General features: G+C 68.9%; 16 protein-coding genes. 12 read left to right on the forward strand and 4 right to left on the reverse strand.

The genetic code is table 11. The features are described 5' to 3' along the window. Nucleotides 1–274: 274 nt before the first annotated feature. Nucleotides 275–1615, forward strand: coding sequence for a jacalin-like lectin (locus tag STRTUCAR8_RS30480; protein WP_006379998.1), 1341 nt, complete (start codon nt 275–277; stop codon nt 1613–1615). Between the two features lie 155 nt (nt 1616–1770). Here STRTUCAR8_RS30480 and STRTUCAR8_RS30485 read toward each other — a convergent pair whose 3' ends face one another. Further along, a complete protein-coding gene (locus STRTUCAR8_RS30485) occupies nt 1771–2547 on the reverse strand; it encodes an NPP1 family protein (protein WP_006379990.1) in 777 nt (258 codons plus the stop codon). A gap of 1186 nt (nt 2548–3733) precedes the next feature. Between STRTUCAR8_RS30485 and STRTUCAR8_RS30490 the strand changes: the two genes are divergently transcribed. The 7 genes from STRTUCAR8_RS30490 to ligA all read left to right on the forward strand — a co-directional run bounded on the left by STRTUCAR8_RS30490 (nt 3734) and on the right by ligA (nt 15487). After that, nucleotides 3734–4789 (forward strand): LacI family DNA-binding transcriptional regulator, encoded by a 1056-nt coding sequence (locus STRTUCAR8_RS30490; RefSeq protein ID WP_006379993.1) that lies wholly within the window; start codon nt 3734–3736, stop codon nt 4787–4789. Between the two features lie 180 nt (nt 4790–4969). Continuing rightward, nucleotides 4970–6217, forward strand: coding sequence for a sugar ABC transporter substrate-binding protein (locus STRTUCAR8_RS30495; protein WP_006379996.1), 1248 nt, complete (start codon nt 4970–4972; stop codon nt 6215–6217). Between the two features lie 30 nt (nt 6218–6247). Further along, nucleotides 6248–7231 carry a carbohydrate ABC transporter permease gene (locus STRTUCAR8_RS30500; protein ID WP_006379994.1) on the forward strand — a complete coding sequence of 328 codons (984 nt, stop codon included), beginning with the start codon at nt 6248–6250 and terminating at the stop codon, nt 7229–7231. Then, nucleotides 7228–8070, forward strand: coding sequence for a carbohydrate ABC transporter permease (locus STRTUCAR8_RS30505; RefSeq protein WP_006379975.1), 843 nt, complete (start codon nt 7228–7230; stop codon nt 8068–8070). The genes STRTUCAR8_RS30500 and STRTUCAR8_RS30505 overlap by 4 nt, the downstream gene beginning before the upstream one ends. A gap of 110 nt (nt 8071–8180) precedes the next feature. After that, nucleotides 8181–9941: an amylo-alpha-1,6-glucosidase gene (locus STRTUCAR8_RS30510; protein ID WP_006379983.1), complete on the forward strand. Its 1761-nt coding sequence runs from the start codon at nt 8181–8183 to the stop codon at nt 9939–9941. Between the two features lie 84 nt (nt 9942–10025). Further along, on the forward strand, nt 10026–13220 hold the full coding sequence (locus STRTUCAR8_RS55215) for an RICIN domain-containing protein (RefSeq protein WP_006379974.1): 3195 nt from the start codon (nt 10026–10028) through the stop codon (nt 13218–13220). Nucleotides 13221–13399: 179 nt separating this feature from the next. Next, the gene (gene ligA, locus STRTUCAR8_RS30520) at nt 13400–15487 is read left to right on the forward strand and encodes an NAD-dependent DNA ligase LigA (protein ID WP_234372692.1); all 2088 of its coding nucleotides are present in this window, start codon (nt 13400–13402) and stop codon (nt 15485–15487) included. Nucleotides 15488–15813: 326 nt separating this feature from the next. Here ligA and STRTUCAR8_RS30525 read toward each other — a convergent pair whose 3' ends face one another. Beyond that, nucleotides 15814–16458, reverse strand: a complete 645-nt coding sequence (locus STRTUCAR8_RS30525) for a dihydrofolate reductase family protein (RefSeq protein WP_044473175.1) — start codon at nt 16456–16458, stop codon at nt 15814–15816. 125 nt (nt 16459–16583) lie between these two features. Next, entirely contained in the window at nt 16584–17585 is a 1002-nt protein-coding gene (locus STRTUCAR8_RS30530) for a threonine ammonia-lyase (protein WP_044473176.1), read from the reverse strand. A 405-nt stretch (nt 17586–17990) separates the two neighbouring features. Here STRTUCAR8_RS30530 and STRTUCAR8_RS30535 point away from each other — a divergent pair, with 405 nt between their 5' ends. The 3 genes from STRTUCAR8_RS30535 to STRTUCAR8_RS30545 all read left to right on the forward strand — a co-directional run bounded on the left by STRTUCAR8_RS30535 (nt 17991) and on the right by STRTUCAR8_RS30545 (nt 21809). Next, on the forward strand, nt 17991–19721 hold the full coding sequence (locus tag STRTUCAR8_RS30535) for a SpoIIE family protein phosphatase (RefSeq protein WP_006379989.1): 1731 nt from the start codon (nt 17991–17993) through the stop codon (nt 19719–19721). Nucleotides 19722–20112: 391 nt separating this feature from the next. Further along, nucleotides 20113–20787, forward strand: a complete 675-nt coding sequence (locus STRTUCAR8_RS30540) for a hypothetical protein (RefSeq protein ID WP_006379976.1) — start codon at nt 20113–20115, stop codon at nt 20785–20787. A gap of 239 nt (nt 20788–21026) precedes the next feature. Continuing rightward, nucleotides 21027–21809, forward strand: a complete 783-nt coding sequence (locus STRTUCAR8_RS30545; protein WP_006379987.1) for a DUF899 domain-containing protein — start codon at nt 21027–21029, stop codon at nt 21807–21809. Between the two features lie 106 nt (nt 21810–21915). Here the strand turns inward: STRTUCAR8_RS30545 and STRTUCAR8_RS30550 are convergent, their stop codons facing one another. Next, a complete protein-coding gene (locus STRTUCAR8_RS30550; protein WP_044473177.1) occupies nt 21916–22590 on the reverse strand; it encodes a hypothetical protein in 675 nt (224 codons plus the stop codon). A 136-nt stretch (nt 22591–22726) separates the two neighbouring features. On the opposite strand from STRTUCAR8_RS30550, the gene STRTUCAR8_RS30555 reads away from it, so the two are divergent. After that, complete coding sequence (locus STRTUCAR8_RS30555) at nt 22727–23161, forward strand: Hsp20/alpha crystallin family protein (RefSeq protein WP_006379981.1); 435 nt, start codon at nt 22727–22729, stop codon at nt 23159–23161. Nucleotides 23162–23177: the final 16 nt, after the last annotated feature.

Here is a 23177-nt window from a genome sequence, read left to right on the forward strand (position 1 = left end):
CCTGTCCCGCGACGCCGCCCGCAGAGCACCATCCGGTGCGGAATGCATCGGACGTACGGGATCTACGGGGTGTGCTGTCCGCATCCAGCCGGGTCGGCTCGTAAGCGCGTCCGTCATGCGAACCGACGCGGGCCGCGGAGCATCCCTCCGTCCGTGTGCCGCCAGGGACTCCTGTGAATACGTGCCCAACCCCTCGACAGAACCCGGGTAACCAGCGGTAACTTCTGCGACGTCCTCACCGCAACCGCTTTCCCTCCCCAGGAGGCACTTCCCCATGCGCAGACTCTCCGCCTGTCTCGCGGTCGGCGCCGCCGTCCTCGGCGGGCTCACCGTGGCCGCACCGCCCGCCGCGGCCGCCGACTCGGGCACCTTCAGCGTGCTGAGCTACAACGTGGCCGGCCTGCCCGAGGCCATCTCCAGCGCACCCACGCCCCGCGAGTCCAGCACCACGACGATCGGCCAGCGGATCGCGCCCTACGACGTCGTCAACGTCCAGGAGGACTTCAACTACCACGCGTACCTCTACGCGGCCGACACCGCGCACGCCTACCGCACCGCCACGAGCGGCGGCGCCGGCATCGGCAGCGGGCTCAACACGCTGTCGAAGATCGCTTATGACGGCGACGACTTCGAGCGGGTCGGCTGGAACTCCTGCACCTACGGCTCCGGCGACTGTCTCACCCCCAAGGGCTTCACCTTCATGCGCGAGCGCCTCGCCGAGGGCGTCTACGTCGACTTCTACAACCTGCACACCAACGCCGGCACCAACGACGACGACCTCGCCGCCCGCGCCGACAACCTCAGCCAGCTCACCGACTTCATCGCCTCGCACTCGGCCGGCAACGCCGTCGTGGTCATGGGCGACACCAACACCCGTTACACCCGCTCCGGCGACACCATCGCCGAGTTCACCGCCGCCAACGGTCTCACCGACGCCTGGGTCCAGCTCATCCGCGGCGGCAGCGCACCCGCCAAGGGCAGCGACGCCCTGGTCTGCGACCAGACGGGGACCACCGTTCCCAACACCTGTGAGGTCGTCGACAAGATCCTCTACCGGGGCGGCAAACTCGTCTCGCTCAACGCCACGTCCTACAACAACGAACACGCCAAGTTCCTCACCGACGCCGGGCTGATGCTCTCCGACCACGACCCGCTCACCGCCGGCTTCACCTGGTCGCGCAACGCCGCCTTCCAGCTCAGCGACCAGTTCGGCGGCCCGCACGGCGACTACTACAACGACATCGGCAGCGTCACCGCAGGCGCCCGCGCCACCACCCTCGCGCTGCGCTCCGGCTCCCGAGTCGACCAGATGAGCGTGACCCTGGAGAACGGGACCACACTCGCCCACGGCGGCACCGGCGGCACCGCGTCCTCATTGACGCTGGCGGGCGGCGAGTACGCGACTGCGGCGTACCTGTGCCAGGGCGTCAAGGACGGCCACACACGTATCTTCTACGCCAAGTTCACGACCAACCTCGGCCGCACCCTGGCCGGCGGCACCACCACCTCCGACTGCGTGACCCGCACCGCCCCGACGGGCTGGCAGATCGCCGGATTCCACGGGCGCGCCGGTGACGAGGTCGACAAGATCGGCTTCATCTACACCCAGCGCTGAGCGGCCGACGCGGGCGTGGCCTGTGCGCACAGACTCCGTGCGCACAGACTTCCGAAGGGGGGCGAGATGATCAACAGGCAAGGCCACGCCCAGCAGCCGGGGAATGGATCGCTCCCCTCTGTTCGACAGGGCGATCCATCCCCCGGGTGTCTCGGTCAGGCGTAAGGGTCGAACGTGATGTCGCTCGGCTTGGCCTTGTTGAGGTGGTCGGCGAACTTGGAGTCCTGGAGCGGGAAGTTCGCGCTGCCCCAGTCGGAGGCGTTCAGGGTGTCGTGCAGGTTGGTCGCCAGGTTGTCCCAAGTGAGCAGGTTCTCCTGGTGCCAGGCGCCGGTGTCGTTCTCCGGGGTCTCGCCCCACTCGGCGAAGCGGAAGGCGTGGGTGCTCGCGCCGTCCTTGTGGTAGACGATCTCGACGCGCTGGCCGCTCATCGGTACGTCGGCGATCGGGTGAGTGCTGAAGCCGCCGTGCCGGGAGGCCGACAGGTAGGAGGGCGTGTCCGCGCCCTGTTTGGCCCAGACGACGACGCACTCCCAGTCGTGCCGGTGCCCTATGCCCGGCGAGGCCTCGTCCTTCTCGAAGTAGCTGGCGTAGACGATTCCGCACCAGCCGTTGTTGCACTTGGCCCGCGAGTAGGTGTTGGCGTGCCCGAGGTGGCTGTCGCGGCACTCGCCGGTGATCGGGCCGGTCGGCTTGAGACCGCCGTTGAGGTTGCCGTCCGGGTCGATGGCGGCGGCCGGGTAGCAGCTGTCCGTGTCGTAGTCGTACACGGGCTCGAAGTACTTCTGGAAGGTGGTCGCGTTCTCCGGCAGGTTCTGCAGGACACCTGCGGAAGCGCTGAAAGGCAGAGCGACGGTAAGGACGACAGCGCTACCGGCGACGGCGGCGACTCGGGCGACGCGGAAGGTTCTTCCGCTGCTGGCGGCTCGGGGCAAGGGGTGCTCCAGTCTTCGATCCGTTCATCCCGGACATGACATCCGGGTCGGGAAGGAGACTGGCAGGCCGAGCGATCATTGGAAGGGCTTTCTGCCAAACACACAGCGGCTCTTGACCCAACTAAACGGAGTGGGCGAAAGGGCGGGGCCCCTGCCTGAGGCAGGGATGTCTCGCCGAGGCGGCTTTGTCCGGCCGTCCAACCGGCCGCCACCCGGTGCCCGCTGACCGCCTTGACACCTTGAATACCGGGCGACGAACCCCCTCGCTCACTCAAACACCGGCCCCGTGCCGTGCGGATGCCGTTGCACGGCATGTATGCCGACACCCGGTTTTGACGGAGTCTCGTCGGCGACGGTGGACCTGGCGCGGACAGGCCTCAGACGGGCACGGGCTCAACGAGCAGCCATGAGTACCTAGATGTCGCGATGATCCGGCCCAGACGCCCAGTCGCGTATGGACCACCCGCTCATCCTCTGCCGCTCCGGACGGCGCCGACATCCCATCGACCCCATCCCACGGGCACCCACCCCACTCGGATCCGCTTCATCCACGTATCCGTCACCCGCCGCACCGCACCGCACCGCCGGGCATCGTCCACCGCGGCGGACAAGGAACGACCAGAAGGAAGAGAGCAGCGCCGCGTCGCGCCGTGCGACACGGTGGCGTGCCGCGCGGTGTGCAAGACCGGGAGCCGTCCGCCACACCGGCGGCCGCGGTTGGACCCACCGGGGTGGTCAAGCAATCGATCCACGGTGGAACCCGCGAGAAGCAGACGGGCCCGCCTCGACCCTCCACGTCCTCCACATCCTTCGTGCCTCAGTCTCGCCAGAATTCATCGAACCGGTTCGATGAAATTAGCATCACGGAAACCGGCCAGCAATCCCCCGACAGAAGCCCCCCGCACCACCGACAGCCGGGCCGCCGTACAGGGTCAGGGCACCACCCCCCACCGGACACCCCCCTTCGGATTCACGACGATCGGCCCACGCACAGACATATGAGGCACCGAACCTCCCCACGCCGACGTTTCCGGCCCGTTACGGGAAATGTGGCGCAAGGCGTTGACACTCGCCGCGGTTGCTCCTACCTTCACTTCACGCGAACCGGTTCGACGATCGGCCACCTGGTCGGTTTCACTCCCCGGAATCATCGAACCGGTTCGACCCACCTCGGCAAGGAGCCTCCGTGAACATCGGTGAGATCGCCAAGCGGGCCGGTGTCTCCCGGAGCACCGTGTCCTACGCCCTGAGTGGGAAGCGGCCGGTGTCCGAGGACACCCGCCAGAAGATCCAGCGGGTCATCGACGAGCTGGGCTACCAGCCCAACGCTAGTGCGCGGGCCCTGGCGAACGGCCGGACCAACACCATCGGTCTGGTCTTCCCGCCGGCGGGCAATCACTACACCGGCATGCAGCTGGACTTCATCGGCAGCGTGGTGGAGGCCGCGGCGGCCTACGACTACGACGTGCTGCTCTCCCCGAGCGGCGTGGACAGCGACCGTTCGTTCCAGCGGCTGCTGGGTGAGCGGCGGGTCGACGGCGCGATCCTCATGGAGATCAGGCTCCAGGACGACCGGATCGACCACCTCACGGCGGTGGATTTCCCGTCCGTCGCCATCGGCCGCACCGCCCGGCCCGAGGGCAGCTGGTGGGTGGGCCTGGACCACACAGCACTGGCGGCGGCCTGCGTTCACCATCTCGCCGACCTGGGCCACCGCCGCATCGCCTTCGTCAACCGGCCCGAGCAACTGCTCCGGGCCGGGTACGAGTCGGCCCAGCGCGGGTTGGACGGGTTCACCAAGGCAGCGGCGGAACGTGGGCTCATCGTCCGCACGTACTGCTGCGGGGACGACGCCGCCTCCGGGCTGACCTGTCTGGAACAGATCCTGCACGACGAGCCCGGAACCACAGCACTGGTCACGCTGAACGAGGCCGCGCTCGGCGGCCTCTACCGGGGGCTGGCCCAGGCCGGTCGCCATGTGCCACGCGACTTCTCCGTCACCGGAGTGGTGGCCAGCAGGTGGGCGGAGACGGTGACCCCGCAGCTCACCGCCGCTGACGTGCCGGCCGAGCAGATGGGACGGCTCGCCGTCGACCTGCTCGTCCAGCAACTCGACCACCCCGACACACCGCCCCGCTATCACCTGCTCGCGCCGCCGATCTCGTTGCGAGCGAGTACCGCGCCGGCCGGCCTCAGGCCCCCCGACCCGGCTCCGGACCCCGGCGCCTCGACCCGCCCCTGACGATCCGCCCCCGCACACATTTCCCTTCGCCTTCACCCTCCGCGGCCCCTGACGGCCGCCGAGCAGCTCACTGAACTGGTTCGGCGATCCCGGCGGCCCAGATCCCCCCTTCACCCCTCCCACGGCACACCTGTGCCGACCCCAGGGCACACCTGTGCCAAGAGCCATGAGGAACACGTCATGAACCGACCTGCCAGACGGCGTCTCACCGCCGCAGTCCTGACCGTTGCGGCCGTCACCGCCGGCGTCACCGCCTGCTCCTCCGATTCGGGCGACACGTCCACGAAGGCCGCGGACGGCGGCGGCACCTACACGATCTGGGACCCGTACCCGCAGTTCGACAAGACCTCGGCGTGGGCGAAGCTGCTGGACGGCTGCGGCACCGAGGCCGGGGTGAAGATCAAGCGGACCTCGTTCGACACCAGTGACCTGACGAACAAGGTGCTGCTGGCGGCGCAGCAGGACAACTCCGCGGATGTCCTGATCGTCGACAACCCGGTGGTGTTGACGCTGGCGGAGGCGGGCGTGCTGACCACGACCGAGGAGACCAAGCTGGACACCTCGAAGGTCAGCCCCAACCTCCTCGCGGCCGGCCAGTCGGGCGGGAAGACGTACGGCACGCCGATCGGCGCGAATACCCTTGCCCTCTACTACAACAAGGCGGTCTTGAAGAAGGCCGGGGTGGACATCTCCTCGGTCAAGGACTGGACATCGCTGACGGCGGCACTCGCGAAGGTCAAGGCGGCGGGCAAGAAGGGCATCACGTTCTCCGCGATCGGCACGGAGGAGGGCAGCTTCCAGTTCCTGCCCTGGTTCTGGGGTTCGGGCGCCCAGCTGACCGCACTCGACTCGACCGAGGGCGTGTCCGCGCTGTCGCTGTGGAAGAACTGGCTGGACAAGGGCTACGCCCCCAACTCGGTGATCAACAACACCCAGACGACCAGCTGGGCGGAGTTCGCCAGCGGTGACTACGCGTTCAGCGAGAACGGCACCTGGCAGCTCGCCAACGCCGACAAGGCCGGCTTCGACTACGGCGTCATCCCCGTCCCCGCCGCCACGGGAGGGGACGCCGCGGCCCCGACGGGCGGTGAGTTCGTCACGATGCCGGTGAAGAGTGACACCGGCCGCTACGCCACCTCGCAGAAGCTCGTGTCCTGTCTGACCAACAGCCAGAACCTGCTGGAAACCGACACGACGCTGTCCTACGTGGCCCCGACCACCGAGGTGCAGGACAAGCAGGTGGCCGCGAACGCCGAGCTGAAGCCGTGGGTCGACGCGGTCAAGGCGGCCAAGGGACGCACCAGTGACGACCTGGGCACCAAGTACCCCAAGATCTCCGAGCAGTTGTGGAAGGCGATCCAGTCCGCGCTCAGCGGGTCGGCGTCTCCTAAGGACGCGCTCGGCTCGGCGCAGTCCGCCGTCAAGTAATCGACACGTATTGAGGACTCCGGCCAGCCGATGAAGCACACGACACAGTCGCCGGGCCGCCGGCCGGTGCAGAGCCGGAACGGTGCGGCGACCGCCGCCCCGCCCCCGGCCCGCACCGCGACCCGGCGCCGTCCCGCCTCCCAGCAGTGGGCCGCCTGGGCCTTCCTCGCCCCGGTCACCCTCTACCTCGCCCTCTTCTACGCCTATCCCCTCTACCGCAACATCGACCTGAGCCTGCGCAACTACACCGTGCGCTCCTTCGTCCAGGGCAATGCGCCCTTCACCGGCCTGGACAACTACCGAAAGGTCTTCGACGACCCGACGTTCGCCCCGGCCCTGCTGCACACCGTGGTCTTCACCGCCGTGTGCCTCGTCTTCCAGTACGCGATCGGCCTGGCACTCGCCGTCTTCTTCAACCAGCACTTCCGGCTCTCCGCGACCCTGCGCGCCCTGTTCCTCGTACCGTGGCTGCTGCCGCTGATCGTGTCGGCCTCCACCTGGTCATGGATGCTCAACAGCGACTCCGGCATCGTGAACGCCACCCTGCACGCCGTCGGCATCGGCCCGGTGAACTGGCTGACCTCGCCCACCTGGTCGCTGACCTCGGTGATCATCGCGAACATCTGGATCGGCGTCCCTTTCAACCTGGTCGTGCTCTACAGCGGCCTGCAGTCCATCCCCACCAGTCTGTACGAGGCCGCCGCCCTCGACGGCGCTAACGCGTGGCAGCGCTTCTGGCGCATCACGTTCCCGCTCCTGCGCCCCGTGTCCGGCATCACCCTCCTGCTGGGCCTCGTGTACACGCTCAAGGTCTTCGACATCATCTGGATCATGACCAAGGGCGGCCCGGCCGACTCCTCCACCACCTTCGCCACCTGGTCCTACCAACTCGGCTTCGGCAACCTGCTGCCCGCCTTCGGCCCCGGAGCGGCCGTCGGCAACCTGCTCGTCGTCGCCGCCCTCGCCTTCGGTCTCATCTACGTCCGGGTCCAGCGAAAGCAGGCGCTGTCATGACGCGTGCACAGACGGCCCTCAACCGGCCCCGCCGTACCTGGGTGAAGACAGCCATCGGCGTCCTTCTCACCGCGGTCATGCTCTTCCCGGTCTACTGGATGCTCAACGTGTCGCTCACCCGCGACCAGGACATGCGCAAGAGCCCGCCCGGCCTGTTCCCCGCCCACGCCACCCTGGAGGGCTACCGGGCCGTCGTCGACCAGCAGTTGCCCTACCTCGGCACCAGCCTCGTCATCGGCCTGGGCACCGTGGCCCTGACCGTGGCGCTGGCGGCACCCGCCGGCTACGCGCTGGCCAAACTGCGCCCACGCGGCGGCGGAATCCTCAACTTCGTCCTCCTGGCCGCCCAGATGATCCCCGGCATCATCATGGCGATGGGCTTCTACGCCATCTACCTCAGCCTCGGACTGCTCCAGTCCGTGCCAGGCCTGATCGTCGCCGACTCCACCCTGGCCGTCCCCTTCGCCGTGCTCATCTTCACCGCGTTCATGTCCGGCATCCCCGGCGAACTGCTCCAGGCAGCCAAGACGGACGGCGCGGGTCCCCTGCGTACCTTCTGGTCGATCGTCCTGCCGATGAGCCGCAACTCGATCGTCACCGTGTCCCTGTTCGCGTTCCTGTGGTCCTGGTCCGACTTCATCTTCGCCAGCACCCTCGCGGGCGGCGGCGCACACGAGCCGATCACCCTCGGCATCTACCACTACATCGGCAACAACAACCAGCAGTGGAACGCCATCATGGCGACCGCCGTCGTGGCCTCCCTGCCGGCCGCGGTGATCCTCGTCCTGGCCCAGCGCTATGTCGCCGCCGGCGTGACCGCGGGTGCCGTCAAGGACTGACACCCCGACCGTCCGCACGCAGCCACGCTCTCGATGTGGCGCCGTGCGAGCCCCGCCGCCCCCACCCGGCGGAACGCCGCCCCCTCCGCTCAAGAAACGAGTGCCGCTTCATGACCGCCGCCCCGACCGGCCCGCCCTTCTCCGTCCACGACATACCCTTCAGCGCGCACGGCTCCTGGTTCGGCATCTCACCCGTCCTGGCGGAGAAGACGCGCGCCGAGGACCTGCATCTCGTCTCGCACCAGAACGGTATGCACGCCGTCCTGCGCCTCGTACCCCTCGACGCGGCGACGGGCGACCGCGCCGACACCCGCGTCGAGGCGACACCGGGTCTGCTCAGCTGGACCGGCACGGACGGACGTGTCGATCTTGCCTACGAGTCGCCGGACACCGTACGTCTACAAGGCACCGGTCTCGGATTCGGCATCAGCGCCGCCGCTCAGGCCCTGACCCCGTTCAGCGGGACCTACTTCTACCGCGACCCGGTGGACAGCGCCCACACGTTCACCTCGTACCAGACCGGCCGCCGCTACCGGATCACCGTGCTGTCCGGCGTGGTCGGCGAGGTGTACGGGTCTCAGGCCCTGGGCGCCGGGGAGCGCGGTCTCACGGTCGGCGCCGGCGCCGACGGATCGTGGGAGGTCGCGGTCGAGGAGCTCGACAGTGCGCGGGTTCCCTACCGCTCGCGGGCGGGGTTCGGCGAGGTCATGGAGTCCGCGCGGAAGTCGTTCGCCCAGTTCGCCGGCACAGTCGCTTCATGGCGCTCGACCGCCACTCCGGCCGCCGAGCTCGCCGCCTACGTGGTGTGGTCGGCGACGGTACGCCCGGCAGGTCTGGTCACCCGGCCCGCCGTCCTGATGTCCAAGCACTGGATGGACAAGGTGTGGAGCTGGGACCACTGCTTCAACGCCCTTGCACTGGCGCCGAGTTGCCCCGGCCTCGCCTGGGACCAGTTCTCGCTGCCCTTCGACCACCAGGACGAGAGCGGCGCGCTGCCCGACTCCGTCACCCACTCCGAGGTCCTCTACAACTTCGTCAAACCGCCCATCCACGGCTGGGCCTTCGGCCGGCTGCGCAGACGGCTCCCCGAGCCACTCACCCCCGCGCAACTGACCGAGGCGTACGACCGACTGAGCCGCTGGACGGACTTCTGGCTCACCGCGCGACGCGCACCCGGAGCCACCCTGCCCCACTACCAGCACGGCAACGACAGCGGCTGGGACAACGCCACCACCTTCGACCCCGGACGCGTGGCCATCACCTCCGACCTCACCGCGACGCTGATCCTCCAGCTCGACGAACTGGCCCGCCTCGCCGACGAACTGGGCTTTCCCGGCGACGCCCGGCACCGCACCGAGACGGCCGACGCCCTCCAAGCGGCCCTGCTGGACGAACTGTGGGACGGCGAACGCTTCCTGAGCCGCACAGCCGACGGTGGCCCCCCCACCCGGAGCGCCAGCCTGCTCGACCTGATGCCGATCGTGCTCGGCGACCGCCTGCCCGCCGAGGTCCGCGACCGGCTGGCCGAACAGATCGAAGCCCACCTCACCGCGTTCGGACTGGCGACCGAACACCCCGACTCCCCGCACTACGAGCCGGACGGCTACTGGCGCGGCCCCATCTGGGCCCCCGCCACCGTCCTCATCGAGGACGGCCTGCGCCGCGGCGGCCACCAGCGCCTCGCGGACGAGATCAGCGCCCGCTTCCGCGCCCTGTGCGAGACCTCCGGCTTCGCCGAGAACTTCGACGCGCTGACCGGCGAGGGTCTGCGCGACCGCGCCTACACCTGGACCGCCAGCAGCTACCTGCTGCTCGCCCGCGACCATCACCTCCGCCAAGCGGACGCCCAGGTCGGCGCCACCGTCGCCTGACCCGCGAGCGACAACCCACCCACACGTCCGGCACGGGGGCCGGCGCAGCAACAACCAGCCGCATCCCTGAAGGGACGTAAGCACATGCCAGGAATCGGGCAAAGGCGCTCGACCAAGAGACGCCTCCTGCACGGCATCACCAAGTCGCTGCTCTCGCTGACCGTCATAGCCGGCGCCACCACCGTGCTGGCGACTCCGGCCTCGGCCGCCACCCCCACCCTCACCGTCGACCTCGGCACCACCACCGGAGCCTTCCGCGGCGGCGCCTCCGGGGCGCTGTACGGCCTGTACGGCCCGGACGTGCCGACCAACAACCTCATCGAGGGGATGGGGCTGCAGACCACCAACACCAAGTACCAGGACGGCCAGCAGCACCCCGGCTCGGACGCTCTGGAGATCGCCAAGCCCTTCGTCGACAGCGGCGGCGGCGACATCCTCATCTACATGACGGACGTGTACCGGGCCAACTACGAGCGCGAAAGCTACTCGGCCTACCAGGCGACCATGAAGACGCAGGTCGAGCAGGCGATGGCCAGCCCCTACGCGAGCCACATCGTCTTCATCCCCTACAACGAGCCCGACCTGAACTGGTTCAGCGGCATGCGCTCCAACTCCACGGCACTGGCCAACTTCAACGCCGAGTGGCGCCAGACCTACAACTTCATCAAGGGCCTCTGGCCCGCGGCGCGGCTGGCCGGACCCAACACCTCCAGTTACAGCGACTCCTCCCTCAAGGGCTTCCTCACCTACTGCAAGGCCAACAACTGCCTGCCGGACGTGGTGACCTGGCACACCCTGGGCAGCCCGGCGGCCGTCCGGAGCACCATCGACGCCTACCGTGCGGTGGAGACCGCCGCGGGGATCACCTCCCCCATCACGGTCAACCTCAACGAGTACGCCCACCGCTACCACCTGACAGACCCCGGCCAGATGGTCCAGTGGATCGCGGCCCTGGAGGACGAGAAGGTCGACGGCAACCTGCCGTACTGGAACATCAACGGCAACCTCGGCGACTCAGCCGCGGCGCAGAACACGCCCAACGCCCAGTGGTGGCTGTACAACTGGTACAGCTCCATGAAGGGCGCCAACACCGTCAAGGTCACCGGCGCCGCATCCGACGCCGCGTACACCCTGCAAGGACTCGCGAGCCTGGACACCGCCAAGAAGCAGGCCCGCGTCATCCTCGCCGGGGGCGGCACCAGCGGTGACTCGAACACGGTCATCAAGAACATCGACCCGGCGGTCTTCGGCAGCACCGTGCACGTCAGCGTGTTCCAGGACCGCTACAGCGGCTACATCGGCGCGGCAGCCACTCCGACCCGGCTCTCCGACGCCGACGTCGCCGTGGGCTCCGACGGCTCGATCACCCTGCCCATCACCCTCGACGCCATGTCCGCCTACGAGGTGATCGTCTCCCCGGGCGGCGCCGGCAGCACCACCGCCTCCGACAACACGTGGACAGGAACGTACGAGGCCGAGAACGCCACACTCAGCGGCAGCGGCTACAACATCAACACCGAGGGCACCACCGGCGACGTCGGCAAGTTCGCCACCTCGGGCACCAAGGACGTCGGAGGCCTGCGCACCGGCTCCACCACGGTGATCTCCTTCCCCGTCTCCGTCCCCACCACCGGCGACTACGACCTGTCGGTGTTCGGCAACAGCTACGCCAAGGACGCTGACGTCAAGGGCCCGACGAACGTGTACATGCGGGTCGACGGCGGCGCCTCGACGAGGATCGACATCCCCGTGGCCTTCCAGTGGGTGGTGTGGGGGCACAGCGACACGACCGTGCACCTCACCGCGGGCAGCCACACCGTCTCCCTCGCGACCACCGGCGACAACGGCGGAGCGACCGTCGGAGACGCCATCGTCGACAAGATCGACCTCCGCTACAAGGACGCCGCCGTCCAGGGCACCACACTCTACGAGGCCGAGCAGGCCGCCCTCTCGGACAGCGGCACCGCCACCTACACCGCCCAGGGCCAGTCCGGCGCGGGCGCGGTGAACCTCACCTCCGGCAAGTCCGCGACCTTCTGGGTCTACTCGGCGCGAGACGGCTACGCCGACCTGACGGCCCGCTTCCGCAACACCGGCCAGGCGGACCTCACCGTCAACGGCAAGGCCACCAACGACCAGACCCTCGCCGGTGCGACGACCGGCGCCTGGTCCACCTCCGCCAACCGGGTCTACCTCAACGGCGGCATCAACAAGGTCAGGGTGACCGGCGCCGCCGGCACCCTCGCCCTGGACGACCTGGCGGTCACCCCGTTCAGCGCCACCGACGCCGTCACCACCGGCAACGTCGTCACCTACCAGGCAGAGAACGGCACCCTCACCGGCACCGCGGCCGCCGACACCACCTTCAGCCAGGCCAACGGTGGTGTCGTCACCGGCATCGGCAACGGGACCGCCAACTCCCTCACCCTCAACGTCAACGCCCCCTCGGCCGGCACCTACGCCATGACCATGCGCTACGCCAACGCCGAGGAACTGCCCTCCAACCACTACAACCCCGACCTGTACGCCGAGCACGCCGACGTCAGCGTCAACGGCGGCACCTCGACCCGCGTCAACTTCGCCAGCACCCTGCACTGGAACCAGTTCCAGAACTACACCGTCCCCGTCACCCTCACCAAGGGCGCCAACGCCGTCAAGTTCACCGCCTCACAGCTGTTCAACTGGGACGGCACCACCATCGGCAAGGTCTACTCCGGCGGCGGCACCGACATCGGGCAGCCCATGCGCTCCAGCTCCGCGCCCCACCTCGACCAGGTCTCCTTCGCACCCGCGAGCCTGCACATCGGTGCCTCGACCGGCTTCTCCTCGACGGCCGTCGCCCAGCACAGCGCGCTGTGCCTCGAAGACCCGGCCAAGTCCACCACCGACGGCACGCAGTTCCAGCAGGACACCTGCGGCAGCGGACAGGAACAGATCTTCGACTTCCACCCCGTCTCCGGCACGACCGACACCTACAGCGTCGTCAACCACTCGAGCGGCAAGTGCCTGGACATCTCCGCCGTCTCCACGGCCAACGGAGCCGCCGTCCAGCAGTGGACCTGCCACGGCGGAACCAACCAGCGGTTCACGCTGCGGGCGGTGACCGCGCTCGGCAACAGCCACGACTACCAGCTCGTCGCCGTGAACAGCGGCAAGTGCGTCGACGTCAGCAACATCTCCACCGCCACCGGAGCACTCGTCCACCAGTGGACCTGCGACCCCGGCAGCACCCTGACCACCAAGAAGAACCAGATCTGGCGGCTCGCCGGAAAGGACTGACCAGCAGCGGATCCCGCTGATCTCTCCCGGCCACGCCGACAGAAGCAGGGCCCCGCTCCCCCCGGGACCTGACACGAGGGCCACGACATCCGGTCGTGGCCCTCTCGGCGGTCACCGGGTCCAGGTATCTCGCTCCGTCGGCCGGGGCGTTGTCAGTGGTGGCAGGCAAGATGACCGGCATGACAACACCAGCTGCAGTGATCGTGGATGCCGCCGCCTACGCGCAGGCGGTCGAGGACGCGGTGAAGGCGTCGGCCGCCTACTACACGGGCGGCACCTCGGTGCTCGACGACGACGCCTACGACCGGCTGGTGCGCGGCATCGCGGAGTGGGAGGCCGGTCATCCCGAGCAGGTGCTGCCCGAATCGCCGTCCGGGAAGGTCGCGGGCGGCGCCGTGGACGGGGATGTCCCGCACACGGTGGCGATGCTGAGTCTGGACAACGTGTTCTCTGCCGAGGAGTTCACCACCTGGACGGCATCGCTGGCCAGACGTATCGGCCACGACGTCACCCGCTTCAGTGTCGAGCCCAAGCTCGACGGTCTCGCGATCGCCGCCCGTTACACCCGAGGCCGCCTCACCCGGCTGGTCACGCGCGGCGACGGGACGGCCGGAGAGGACGTCTCGCACGCCATCGGCACCGTCGAGGGACTACCCGACGAACTGGCCGAACCGGTGACGGTGGAGGTACGCGGCGAAGTCCTCATGACCACCGCCCAGTTCGAGTACGCCAACACGGCACGGACGACGCACGGCGGCACCCCGTTCGCGAACCCGCGCGGCGCCTCGGCCGGCACTCTGCGGGCCAAGGACCGCGCGTACACCGTGCCGATGACGTTCTTCGGGTACGGACTGCTCCCGGTGCCCGGAACCGAGACGGAGCTCGCCGGGCGGCTGGAGGGGCTCGCGCACAGCGAACTCATGACACTGGTCGGCGAACTGGGGGTGAACACCACCGCCACCACCGCCGTACCCGGCATCACCGCCGACACCGTCGAGCAGGTGCTTGCCCGCGTCGGACAGATCGCCGGCCTGCGGGCGGAGTTGCCCTTCGGTATCGACGGGATCGTCATCAAGACCGACCTCGCCGCCGACCAGAGGACCGCCGGGGCGGGATCGAGGGCCCCACGTTGGGCGATCGCCTACAAACTCCCCGCCGTGGAGAAGATCACCCGGCTGCTGGAGGTCGAGTGGAACGTGGGCCGTACCGGCATCATCGCCCCACGCGGCGTGCTGGAGCCGGTCGAGATCGACGGTGCCACCATCACCTACGCCACGCTCCACAACCCCGGCGACATCACCCGGCGCGACCTACGCCTGGGCGACCACGTCATGGTGCATCGCGCCGGTGACGTCATCCCCCGCGTCGAAGCCCCTGTCGCCCACCTGCGCACCGGGGACGAACAGCCCATCGTCTTCCCCCAGGTGTGCCCGCGCTGCGGGGCCGGCATCGACACCAGCGAACAGCGCTGGCGGTGCGAGAACGGCCGCAACTGCCATCTGGTGGCCGCCCTCTCCTACGCCGCCGGCCGCGACCAGCTCGACGTCGAAGGCCTCGGGCACACGCGCGTGCTCCAGCTCGTCGACGCCGGTCTGGTGAAGGACCTCGCCGACCTGTTCTCCCTCACGCGGGAGCAGTTGCTGGGCCTGGAGCGGATGGGCGAGACGAGTACCGACAACCTCCTCGCCGCGATCAACGCGGCGAAGGACCAGCCGCTGTCGCGGGTGCTGTGCGCTCTCGGGGTGCGCGGCACCGGCCGCTCCATGTCCCGCCGTATCGCCCGGTACTTCGCCACCATGGACAACATCCGCGCCGCGGACGTCGAGGCGATGCGGCAGGTCGAGGGCATCGGCACCGAGAAAGCCCCTTCCATCGTCGCCGAACTCGCCGAACTGGCCCCGCTCGTCGACAGACTCGCGGCAGCCGGGGTGAACATGACCGAGCCCGGCGCGACCCCGCCCACCCCCGCGGCCGAGGGGACCGAGGGCATCACGGAGGGCGCCGAGGCGACGGGCAGGCCCCTGACCGGGATGACCGTCGTGGTGACCGGAGCGATGACAGGTGTACTGGAGAACCTCAGCCGCAACCAGATGAACGAGCTCATCGAACGGGCCGGGGGCCGCTCGTCCTCCAGCGTCTCGAAGAAGACCAGCCTGGTCGTCGCCGGCGACGGTGCCGGATCCAAGCGCGCCAAGGCCGAAACCCTCGGCATCCGTCTGGCCACCCCGGACGAGTTCGCCGCCCTCATCACCGACTACGTCGACTGAGCGCGCCCCGGCGCCGCGGGGTGCCCGAGCTCACACGGCACAGGTCCCAACGGCGGAACATACAGGGGTGGTTGACCGTTCATCTGTATGTGGCTGCGGAGGGGACAGTGTCCCCGGGCCTCACCCATAGCCCATGGGGAAGATCGTTCGGCTGAAGCCCCATGGAGCCTTTCGCCGCGAGGCGACCGCCCTCCGCACGCCACCACCTACCGCCCCGGCTGGCCTCCCCCGTCCAGCCGGGGCTTCACGCTGTGCGGCAACCGACCACTCAAGCGTTCGCAGTAGCCGTGCAGCCGTGGTCAGCCTCTCCCGAGCAGGCTCTGGTGTCACTTCCGCCAGAACAGGTGGTGCACCACACCACTCGGGCTGGGCACGACGTCCAGGTGGAAGCGGTCGAGAAGCTCGTCGGGAGACTCCCACAAACGTAGTCCCGACCCGAACTTCACCGGCAAGACCGCCACATGCAGACTGTCGACGAGGTCGGCGTCGAGGAACTGCCGGACGGTGGAAACCCCGCCGCCGAGCCGGACGTCCTTGCCCCGGGCCGCCACCCGCGCCTGTTCGAGCACCGATTCGGGGTCACCGTCGACAAAGTGGAACGTGGTGTCGGAGAGCGTGAACGAGGGACGCTCATGGTGGGTCATGACGAACACCGGGGTGTGGAAAGGGGGTTCGTCCCCCCACCAGCCTCGCCACTCGTGGTCGTTCCAGGGACCGCGCTGGGGCCCGAACTTGTTGCGGCCCATGATCTCGGCACCGATGTCGCGTGCCCAGTCCCGTACGACGTAGTCGTCGAGGCCGCGGCTCCCGCCGGGCTCGGTACGCCCTGGCCAACTCGCTGTGGCTCGTGCCCAGGTGAACAGCTGCTCCGGATCGACGTGCCCGAACGGGTGCTCGCGACTCTGTTCGGCGCCGGCACCGATCCCGTCACTCGACACGCCGAAGTTGTGGACTCTCAGCAACTGAGCCATCTGTTCCTCCTGAGGTTGCCGATCGTGATGTTGTCGATCACGGCGATGAGACTGCGCGCGCATCGAAAACTCATCGGCGTGTCCGCGACCGCTCCGAAGCCGGGCTACCGGCTACCGGCTACCGGCTACCCACCGTCCTTGCCGGTCACGATCTGTGGGCCGGTAGCCGCTCCCACCCACCGGTGATAGGTGTCCATGTCGACATTGCTGCCGCACACGATGGTGACCACATGCCGGCCGGCGAAGCGCTCGCGGTCTTCGAGGATCGCCGCGACGCCGAGCGCGGCCGACGGTTCGACGACCAGGCCCGCGTGATCGAGAAGCATCCGCATTCCGGCGATGATCGACGCCTCCTGAACCAGGACGGCATCGTCGGCGACCAGGAGGAGATCGTCGAGGACGGCGGGGATCGGGTGCCGACCGGCGACGCCGTCAGCGATGGTGTCGGTCGAGTCGGTGGTGACGACACGCCGCTCGCGCCACGAGTGTGTCATCGCCGGTGCGCCCAGAGGCTGGACGCAGATCACCTCGACCTCGGGTGCCAGGGCCTTCATCACATGGCCCACGCCGGTGGCCAGCGCCCCGCCGCCGAGAGCGATGAGGACTGTGTCGAACGACGGTACGGAGTCCACCAGTTCCAGGGCGATGGTCGCCGCACCCTCACAGGTCTCGATGTCCAGGCTGTCTTCGACCAGTCGGATGCCGTCGTACCGCGCGATGGCCGCCGCCCGATCGCGAGCCATCTCGTGATCGCCGTCCACCAGTTCCAGCGCGGCGCCCAACGCGCGGATACGGTCAAGCTTGGCCACAGTCGCGAAACGGGACGCCACGACGGTCACGTCGAGCCCCCGGCCGCGCCCGGACCAGGCGAGGGCTTGGCCAAGGTTGCCCGCACTGGCACAAACCGCGGCTCGTGTGCCTTCGGCGGCGAGCAGGCTCGCGACCAGCTCGGTGCCGCGGCCCTTGAAGCTGCGCACCGGGTTCGCCGTTTCGAGCTTGATGCTCACCGTGCAGCCCAGGTCGGACTCCATCGCCTCACAGCGGTACAGCGGAGTACGGAGAAAAACCGGATCGATCAGCCGCTGAGCCGCCCTGATCCGAGCAGTGTCGAGGCGTGTCTCCCGCATGGCACAGCAGGGTAGCGCCATCACCGCGCCTCCCTTGGGTGGACGCCCACCGATACCGCCCGGACCCCCCATCAGGTCCCTGCGGGCCACCGGCCGTGGCGTTGCCGGGATCTGGGAATTCTGGTCGAGCATGGTCTCCAACGACGACTGAGCGCTCACGGCGCCGACCGTCTCGGACACCCTGATGCCGTCCAGGGCGCTGGTACGCCACCAGGCTGGTGGCGTACATCGCCGACGGCCGACCCCCGTATCGCCTGAACGCCGCCCAAGGTCGACTCGCGCAGGCACCCGGTGTCAGTTTGCCGACTGTGAGCGAGGGTGGGGCTGAATCGGTCGAGGGCGGGGCAGTCGGAAAGGCAGATACCGTCAAGGAGGCGGCCGCGAGTCAGGTAGGGAGATCAAGGCATGGCAGGACCGGAACACACGGATATCCACGGGAAACGACCCTTGGCGCCGCCGGCCGCCGGGCTCGTCGAGACGCTGGAAGCCTTCGGGACCGGGGCCTACATCGTGGACGTGCAGGGCCGGATCATCGCCGTCAACTCCCGCGCCGAGCAGATTCTGGACCGGTCGGCCGGAGATCTTTTCGGCCACGACGCTCACGACCTGCTGCACCGGGACGCGCACGGCCACCCCCTGCCCAGGACCCAGTGCCGTATGCGGCAGGCTTTCCATGCCCGGCGCACCGCTCAGGCCGAGGAGGACTACTTCGCGCGCGGAGACGGCTCTCTGCTGCCCATCTCATGGCTGATCACCCCCTTCGATCTCGGCGCCCACGACCTCGATGAGTATGAGCACAGCACGCTCGTCATCTTCCACCCCCGGCACCCGCGGGCACCCTCACTGCCGCAGCCGGAGGCCGCCCTGCTGCCCGAAATCGAACGGCTCGCCCTGCTGGCCGCGACCACCACACAGCTGACCTCCACTCTCGACGTCGAAGAGGCGCTACGGCGGCTGGTGACCCTGGTGGTGCCCCGGCTGGCGGACTGGGCGATCATCGATCTGATCACCGAGCGCGACGAGGTGTGGCGCACTGTCGTGGCCGAGGCGAGGGATGACGGCCTGGTGCATCACGAGGAACTCCAGGGACCGATGCCACCGGTCCCCGAGGAGTCCCCGATGCCCCTGTCCAGGGCTTTGCGCGGGGTCGCGTCGACCCTGGCCGGCCCGCAGACCTACCAGGGGCCGCCGGATTCCGGTATCGCGGTCGAACAGCGCCGCCTGTTCGACGTCACGGGCATCCACTCGGCGGCCATCGCTCCCATCCGCAGCACCCGTGCGGTCCTCGGCGCGCTGACCCTGGGCCGAGCCAAGCAGCCGGGTGACTTCGCCACCGTCGACCTCCCCCTCATCGAGGACATCGCCCGCCGCGCAGGCCTGGCTCTGGACAACGCACGTCTCTACCAGCGCCAGCGCAAGGTCGCGGAGACCATGCAGAACCACCTGCTCCCCCAGATGCCGCGCGTGCCGGGTCTGCAGATGACGGTGCGCTACCTCCCGGCGCCCGACGCCTCACAGGTCGGCGGCGACTGGTACGACGCCTTCTCCCTGGCCGACGGCGCCACCGCGCTGGCCATCGGCGACGTGGTCGGACATGACCTGGAGGCGGCAGCAGGCATGGCACAGGTGCGCAACATGCTCCGCGCCTACGCCTGGGCCCTGCAGGAGCCTCCCAGCCGGATCGTCGAGCGCCTCGACGAGGCGGTCCTGCACATCACGGACGTCGCCATGGCCACCATGATCCTCGCCCGGGTCGAAGAGACCCACGACGGCCAGTGGAAGCTGACCTGGACCAACGCGGGACATCCGCCGCCCCTGCTGATCAGCCACGACGGGCTGGCCGACTATCTCACCGACGGCCACGGCATACTCCTGGGCACCGGAGCCCACAGGCCCCGCTCCGACGCCACCGCCCTGCTGCCGCCCGGATCCACCCTCCTGCTGTACACCGACGGCCTGATCGAGGAACCCGGCCACACCCTCGACGAGGGTCTCAACCGACTGCGCCGACACGCCGCCGCCCTCGCCCACCGCCCGCTGACCTCCTTCATCGACCAGATGCTGAGCCGGGTCCGCCCCGTCGCCAACGACGACGACGTCGCCCTCCTCGCCCTGCGGGTGCCCACCCGACCGTGACCGTCCGCCCGTCGGTGACCGCACCGGACCGTGCGCTTCGAACAGTCACCTGCCCTGGTCTGCTGACTCCTGGACGCGGGAGCAGTAGGTCGCGAACACCCGCATACGGTCACGAACACCTGCTACTGACTCGCAAAGGTGAACAGCTTCGACAACCCTCGACAACAGTCGCACCCGACAACGAAGTTGTGACCCAAGCCGAACCCAACATGAACTCTGCCGAACAACCAGCTCCGCCCGCCCGTAGTATCTCTGTACCGAGGCAAAGCCCTCACCAGGTGCGACCTACTCATGACTCGTTCAAGCGCCACCGCATCGCAGTTCAACCCAGGCGCCTGCTCCGCGAGTTGCTTCACCGTCTGCGGACGCCCCCCGAGGAAAGGCCGGCAGCATGCCCGACAGCAAGATCCCCACCACCGAACTGACATCGCAATACATGGCACAGGTGGCCAATGACCTTGATCGCAACGACAAGGAGCAGGACCGCATCAGCGCGGAGATCGACGCCCTGCAGGAACAACTGCGCGCCCTGCAGCACGACAACACCGTGCTGACGAACATGCGAAACGCGCTCGGTGCCACGGGCACCGCCGCTCAGCCTGCCCCCAAGTCAGCCGCGACACCCGCAGTGCCTCGGCAGAAGGCCACGCCGCAGCACAGTGCGGGCAAGGGGACACGGGCGAAGAAGACGGCCACCGCCAAGGGCAGCGAGGCGGCCAGGAAGCCGGCAGCCAAGAAGTCCGAGACTGTCGAGACCACCGAGACCGTAGCCAAGTCGGCGGCCACGAAGGCGACCCAGCCCACCCTCGTCGAACTCATCCGCCGCCACCTCGCCGATCAGAGTGAACCCCGCTCCGCTGCGGAGATCGCCACCTCACTCGGTGAGGCCCACCCCGACCGTGGCATCAAGACGACCGTCGTACGCACGACAGTCGAAGGGCTCGTCGCCAAGAGTCATGCCCAGCGCACCAAGCAGGGCCACTCCGTCTACTACACCACCACCGACGCGCAGGACCCGACCCCGCCCGCGGCGGCCCCGGCCGACGACCGGCCCGAGGCGAACTGAACACCGGGAAACCGTTCCTGAGACCACCGGGTGGGCCGGCGGTGCGGTGACGTTCATCGGCGTGCGTCCAGGGCGTGCGTCCGGTCAGTGGGCGCAGCCGGGTCGGAGGCCGAGGGGCGGTCGGCCGACTCGGCCGAGGCTGCGCGGCGATGAGTTTCGGCCGGCACGGCGGTCTGTTCTGGTGACCGTCGCAGGACGTCGTACGACGCCGTCCGGCACGAGACACCACGGAGGACCCCATGACGACCACGCCCCATGATCCGACCGCCTCGCTGCCCGGCCGCCCGCCCGTCGTCGACCTGGCCGAATGGCGGGCCGCCCGTGACGAGCTGCTGGTCCGCGAGAAGGCACACACCCGCGCGGGCGACGCCCTGGCAGCGGCCCGCCGTCGGCTGCCGATGGTGGAACTCGACGGGACGGTCGAGATCGTCGGGCCCGACGGTCCGGTCCCGTTCCTGGATCTGTTCCAGGACCGCGACGAGCTCGTTGTCTACAAGCACATGTGGTACGACGGCGCGCCGCATCAGGGGCAGTGCGAAGGCTGCACGACGACGGCCTGGCATCTGCAGGACGCCGCCTATCTCAACGCTCGCGGCGTCTCGTTCGCCGTCCTGACCACCGGGCCTTGGGACGAGGTGGCCTCCTACACCGAGTTCATGGGTTACACGCAGCCCTGGTACTCGGTGCGCGACGTGGACGGGCCGGCCGGCGGCGACATGGGGTACCTCACCTGCTTCCTGCGCGACGGCGAGCGCGTATTCCTCACCTACGCCACGACGGGCCGCGGCAACGAGGCGGTCAACGGGTCTCTCGGCCTGCTCGACATGACTCCGTACGGTCGAGGCGAGACATGGGAGGACAACCCTCAGGGCTGGCCCGAGGGACGCCACGCCTGCTGGTCCTGGCGCTCGGACGCGGAGGGAAACAGCGACTGGGGACCGACCAGCCGCCCCGTGCCGCAGTGGACCCGCCCGGGCGCGACCCCCGTCGAAACCCTCGGGCGGCAGGGCCCCCACCACTGACGGGCCTTCGTCCGCAGTGTCGATCTTCTCCGCCTCCTCCACTCCGTCTCATCCGTCGGGAGCGGGGAGACGGTGGTCCGGCGCGTGAACCGCGAAGGTACGGCGGTCAGGTGCTGTTCTGTCGTCGGTCGCCGCTGTGCCGGCGGAGTCGGTCGGCGTGGCGGGCGATGTCGTCGACGCGCGCGGCGAGGTCGGGATGGCCGGACGTCAGATACGTGTAAATGTTCGACAAGGGGCCGACGAGGGCGGCGGTGTCGTTGTCGGCGAGGGCGACTCCGAGTTCGGCGAGCGGGGTGCGCGCGTCGGCGGGGAGGTCGGTGAGCGCGGTGATCTGGCCGGCGAGCCCGCGCAGGTCGGCGGCATTGGCGCGGGCCCAGGTCGTCACGGTGCGGTCGGCGGCTCGGCGGTCCCGGGTGGCGCGTACTCGCTGTTCGCCCGTGGACCCCGGATTTCCGGGGCGCACCCGCAGGTAGCGGCGTTCGGCGGCCTGACGGCTGGAGACGCCGAGAGGATGAGCCAGGTCGGCCCAGCTGGCGCCTGCCTCCCGGGCCTCTTCGATCAGGCCCGGCTCCCATTCGGCGAGCTGATCGCGCACTTCGCGGAGCAGCAGAAGCGCGGCGAGTGCCTCCGCCGAGCCGGCCCGGCCGGGCTCGGAGTGTTCCTCACCTCCCGCTGTCCGGGCCGTGCGAACGGCTTCGTGGATCGTGTCGAGCGCCGCGGCGGCGGCGAGGAACGAGGTGGGGGTGAGACCGGGCGCCCGGGGGGCGGGCTGATCGTCCATGGTCACGGGGCCTCCAGCACACGATGTCGTCGCATCAACGACGTTCTACTTGTCATCACTTCGATGACATGTTACAACGAATACGGGTGAACGCATTGGCAGCAACTGCCTGACCTGAACATTGGAGGTGTTCACAGTGTTGATGCGCACCGACCCGTTCCGTGAGCTCGATCGGCTCACCCAGCAGCTCCTGAACACGACCGGCACCTGGTCGCGGCCGTCGGCGATGCCGATGGACGCCTACCGTGAGGGCGAGGAGTACGTGATCGCCCTCGACCTGCCCGGCGTCTCCAAGGACGCGATCGACATCGACGTCGAGCGCAACATGCTGACCGTGAAGGCCGAGCGGCGGCCGGTAGCCAAGGCGGACGACGTACAGATGGAGCTCTCCGAGCGACCTCTGGGTGTCTTCTCCCGACAGCTCGTACTGGCCGACACCCTGGACACCGAGCACATCAGGGCGGACTACGACGCAGGTGTGCTGACCCTGCGTATCCCGATCGCCGAGCGCGCCAAGCCCCGCAAGGTCTCCATCGGCGGCGGCGTCGCGCACAAGGAGATCCGCGGCTGATCCGCCACACGGGGGA

Source organism: Streptomyces turgidiscabies Car8 (assembly GCF_000331005.1).
In the GTDB taxonomy this organism is placed as follows: domain Bacteria; phylum Actinomycetota; class Actinomycetes; order Streptomycetales; family Streptomycetaceae; genus Streptomyces; species Streptomyces turgidiscabies.

Excerpts from the sequence above, each read along its gene's own strand:
- STRTUCAR8_RS30480 (WP_006379998.1), top strand. The coding sequence starts at position 275 with ATGCGCAGACTCTCCGCCTGTCTCGCGGTCGGCGCCGCCGTCCTCGGC.
- STRTUCAR8_RS30495 (WP_006379996.1), top strand. The coding sequence starts at position 4,970 with ATGAACCGACCTGCCAGACGGCGTCTCACCGCCGCAGTCCTGACCGTT.
- STRTUCAR8_RS30500 (WP_006379994.1), top strand. The coding sequence starts at position 6,248 with ATGAAGCACACGACACAGTCGCCGGGCCGCCGGCCGGTGCAGAGCCGG.
- STRTUCAR8_RS30505 (WP_006379975.1), top strand. The coding sequence starts at position 7,228 with ATGACGCGTGCACAGACGGCCCTCAACCGGCCCCGCCGTACCTGGGTG.
- STRTUCAR8_RS30510 (WP_006379983.1), top strand. The coding sequence starts at position 8,181 with ATGACCGCCGCCCCGACCGGCCCGCCCTTCTCCGTCCACGACATACCC.
- STRTUCAR8_RS55215 (WP_006379974.1), top strand. The coding sequence starts at position 10,026 with ATGCCAGGAATCGGGCAAAGGCGCTCGACCAAGAGACGCCTCCTGCAC.
- ligA (WP_234372692.1), top strand. The coding sequence starts at position 13,400 with ATGACAACACCAGCTGCAGTGATCGTGGATGCCGCCGCCTACGCGCAG.
- STRTUCAR8_RS30525 (WP_044473175.1), bottom strand. The coding sequence starts at position 16,458 with ATGGCTCAGTTGCTGAGAGTCCACAACTTCGGCGTGTCGAGTGACGGG.
- STRTUCAR8_RS30530 (WP_044473176.1), bottom strand. The coding sequence starts at position 17,585 with ATGCGGGAGACACGCCTCGACACTGCTCGGATCAGGGCGGCTCAGCGG.
- STRTUCAR8_RS30535 (WP_006379989.1), top strand. The coding sequence starts at position 17,991 with ATGGCAGGACCGGAACACACGGATATCCACGGGAAACGACCCTTGGCG.
- STRTUCAR8_RS30540 (WP_006379976.1), top strand. The coding sequence starts at position 20,113 with ATGCCCGACAGCAAGATCCCCACCACCGAACTGACATCGCAATACATG.
- STRTUCAR8_RS30545 (WP_006379987.1), top strand. The coding sequence starts at position 21,027 with ATGACGACCACGCCCCATGATCCGACCGCCTCGCTGCCCGGCCGCCCG.
- STRTUCAR8_RS30550 (WP_044473177.1), bottom strand. The coding sequence starts at position 22,590 with ATGGACGATCAGCCCGCCCCCCGGGCGCCCGGTCTCACCCCCACCTCG.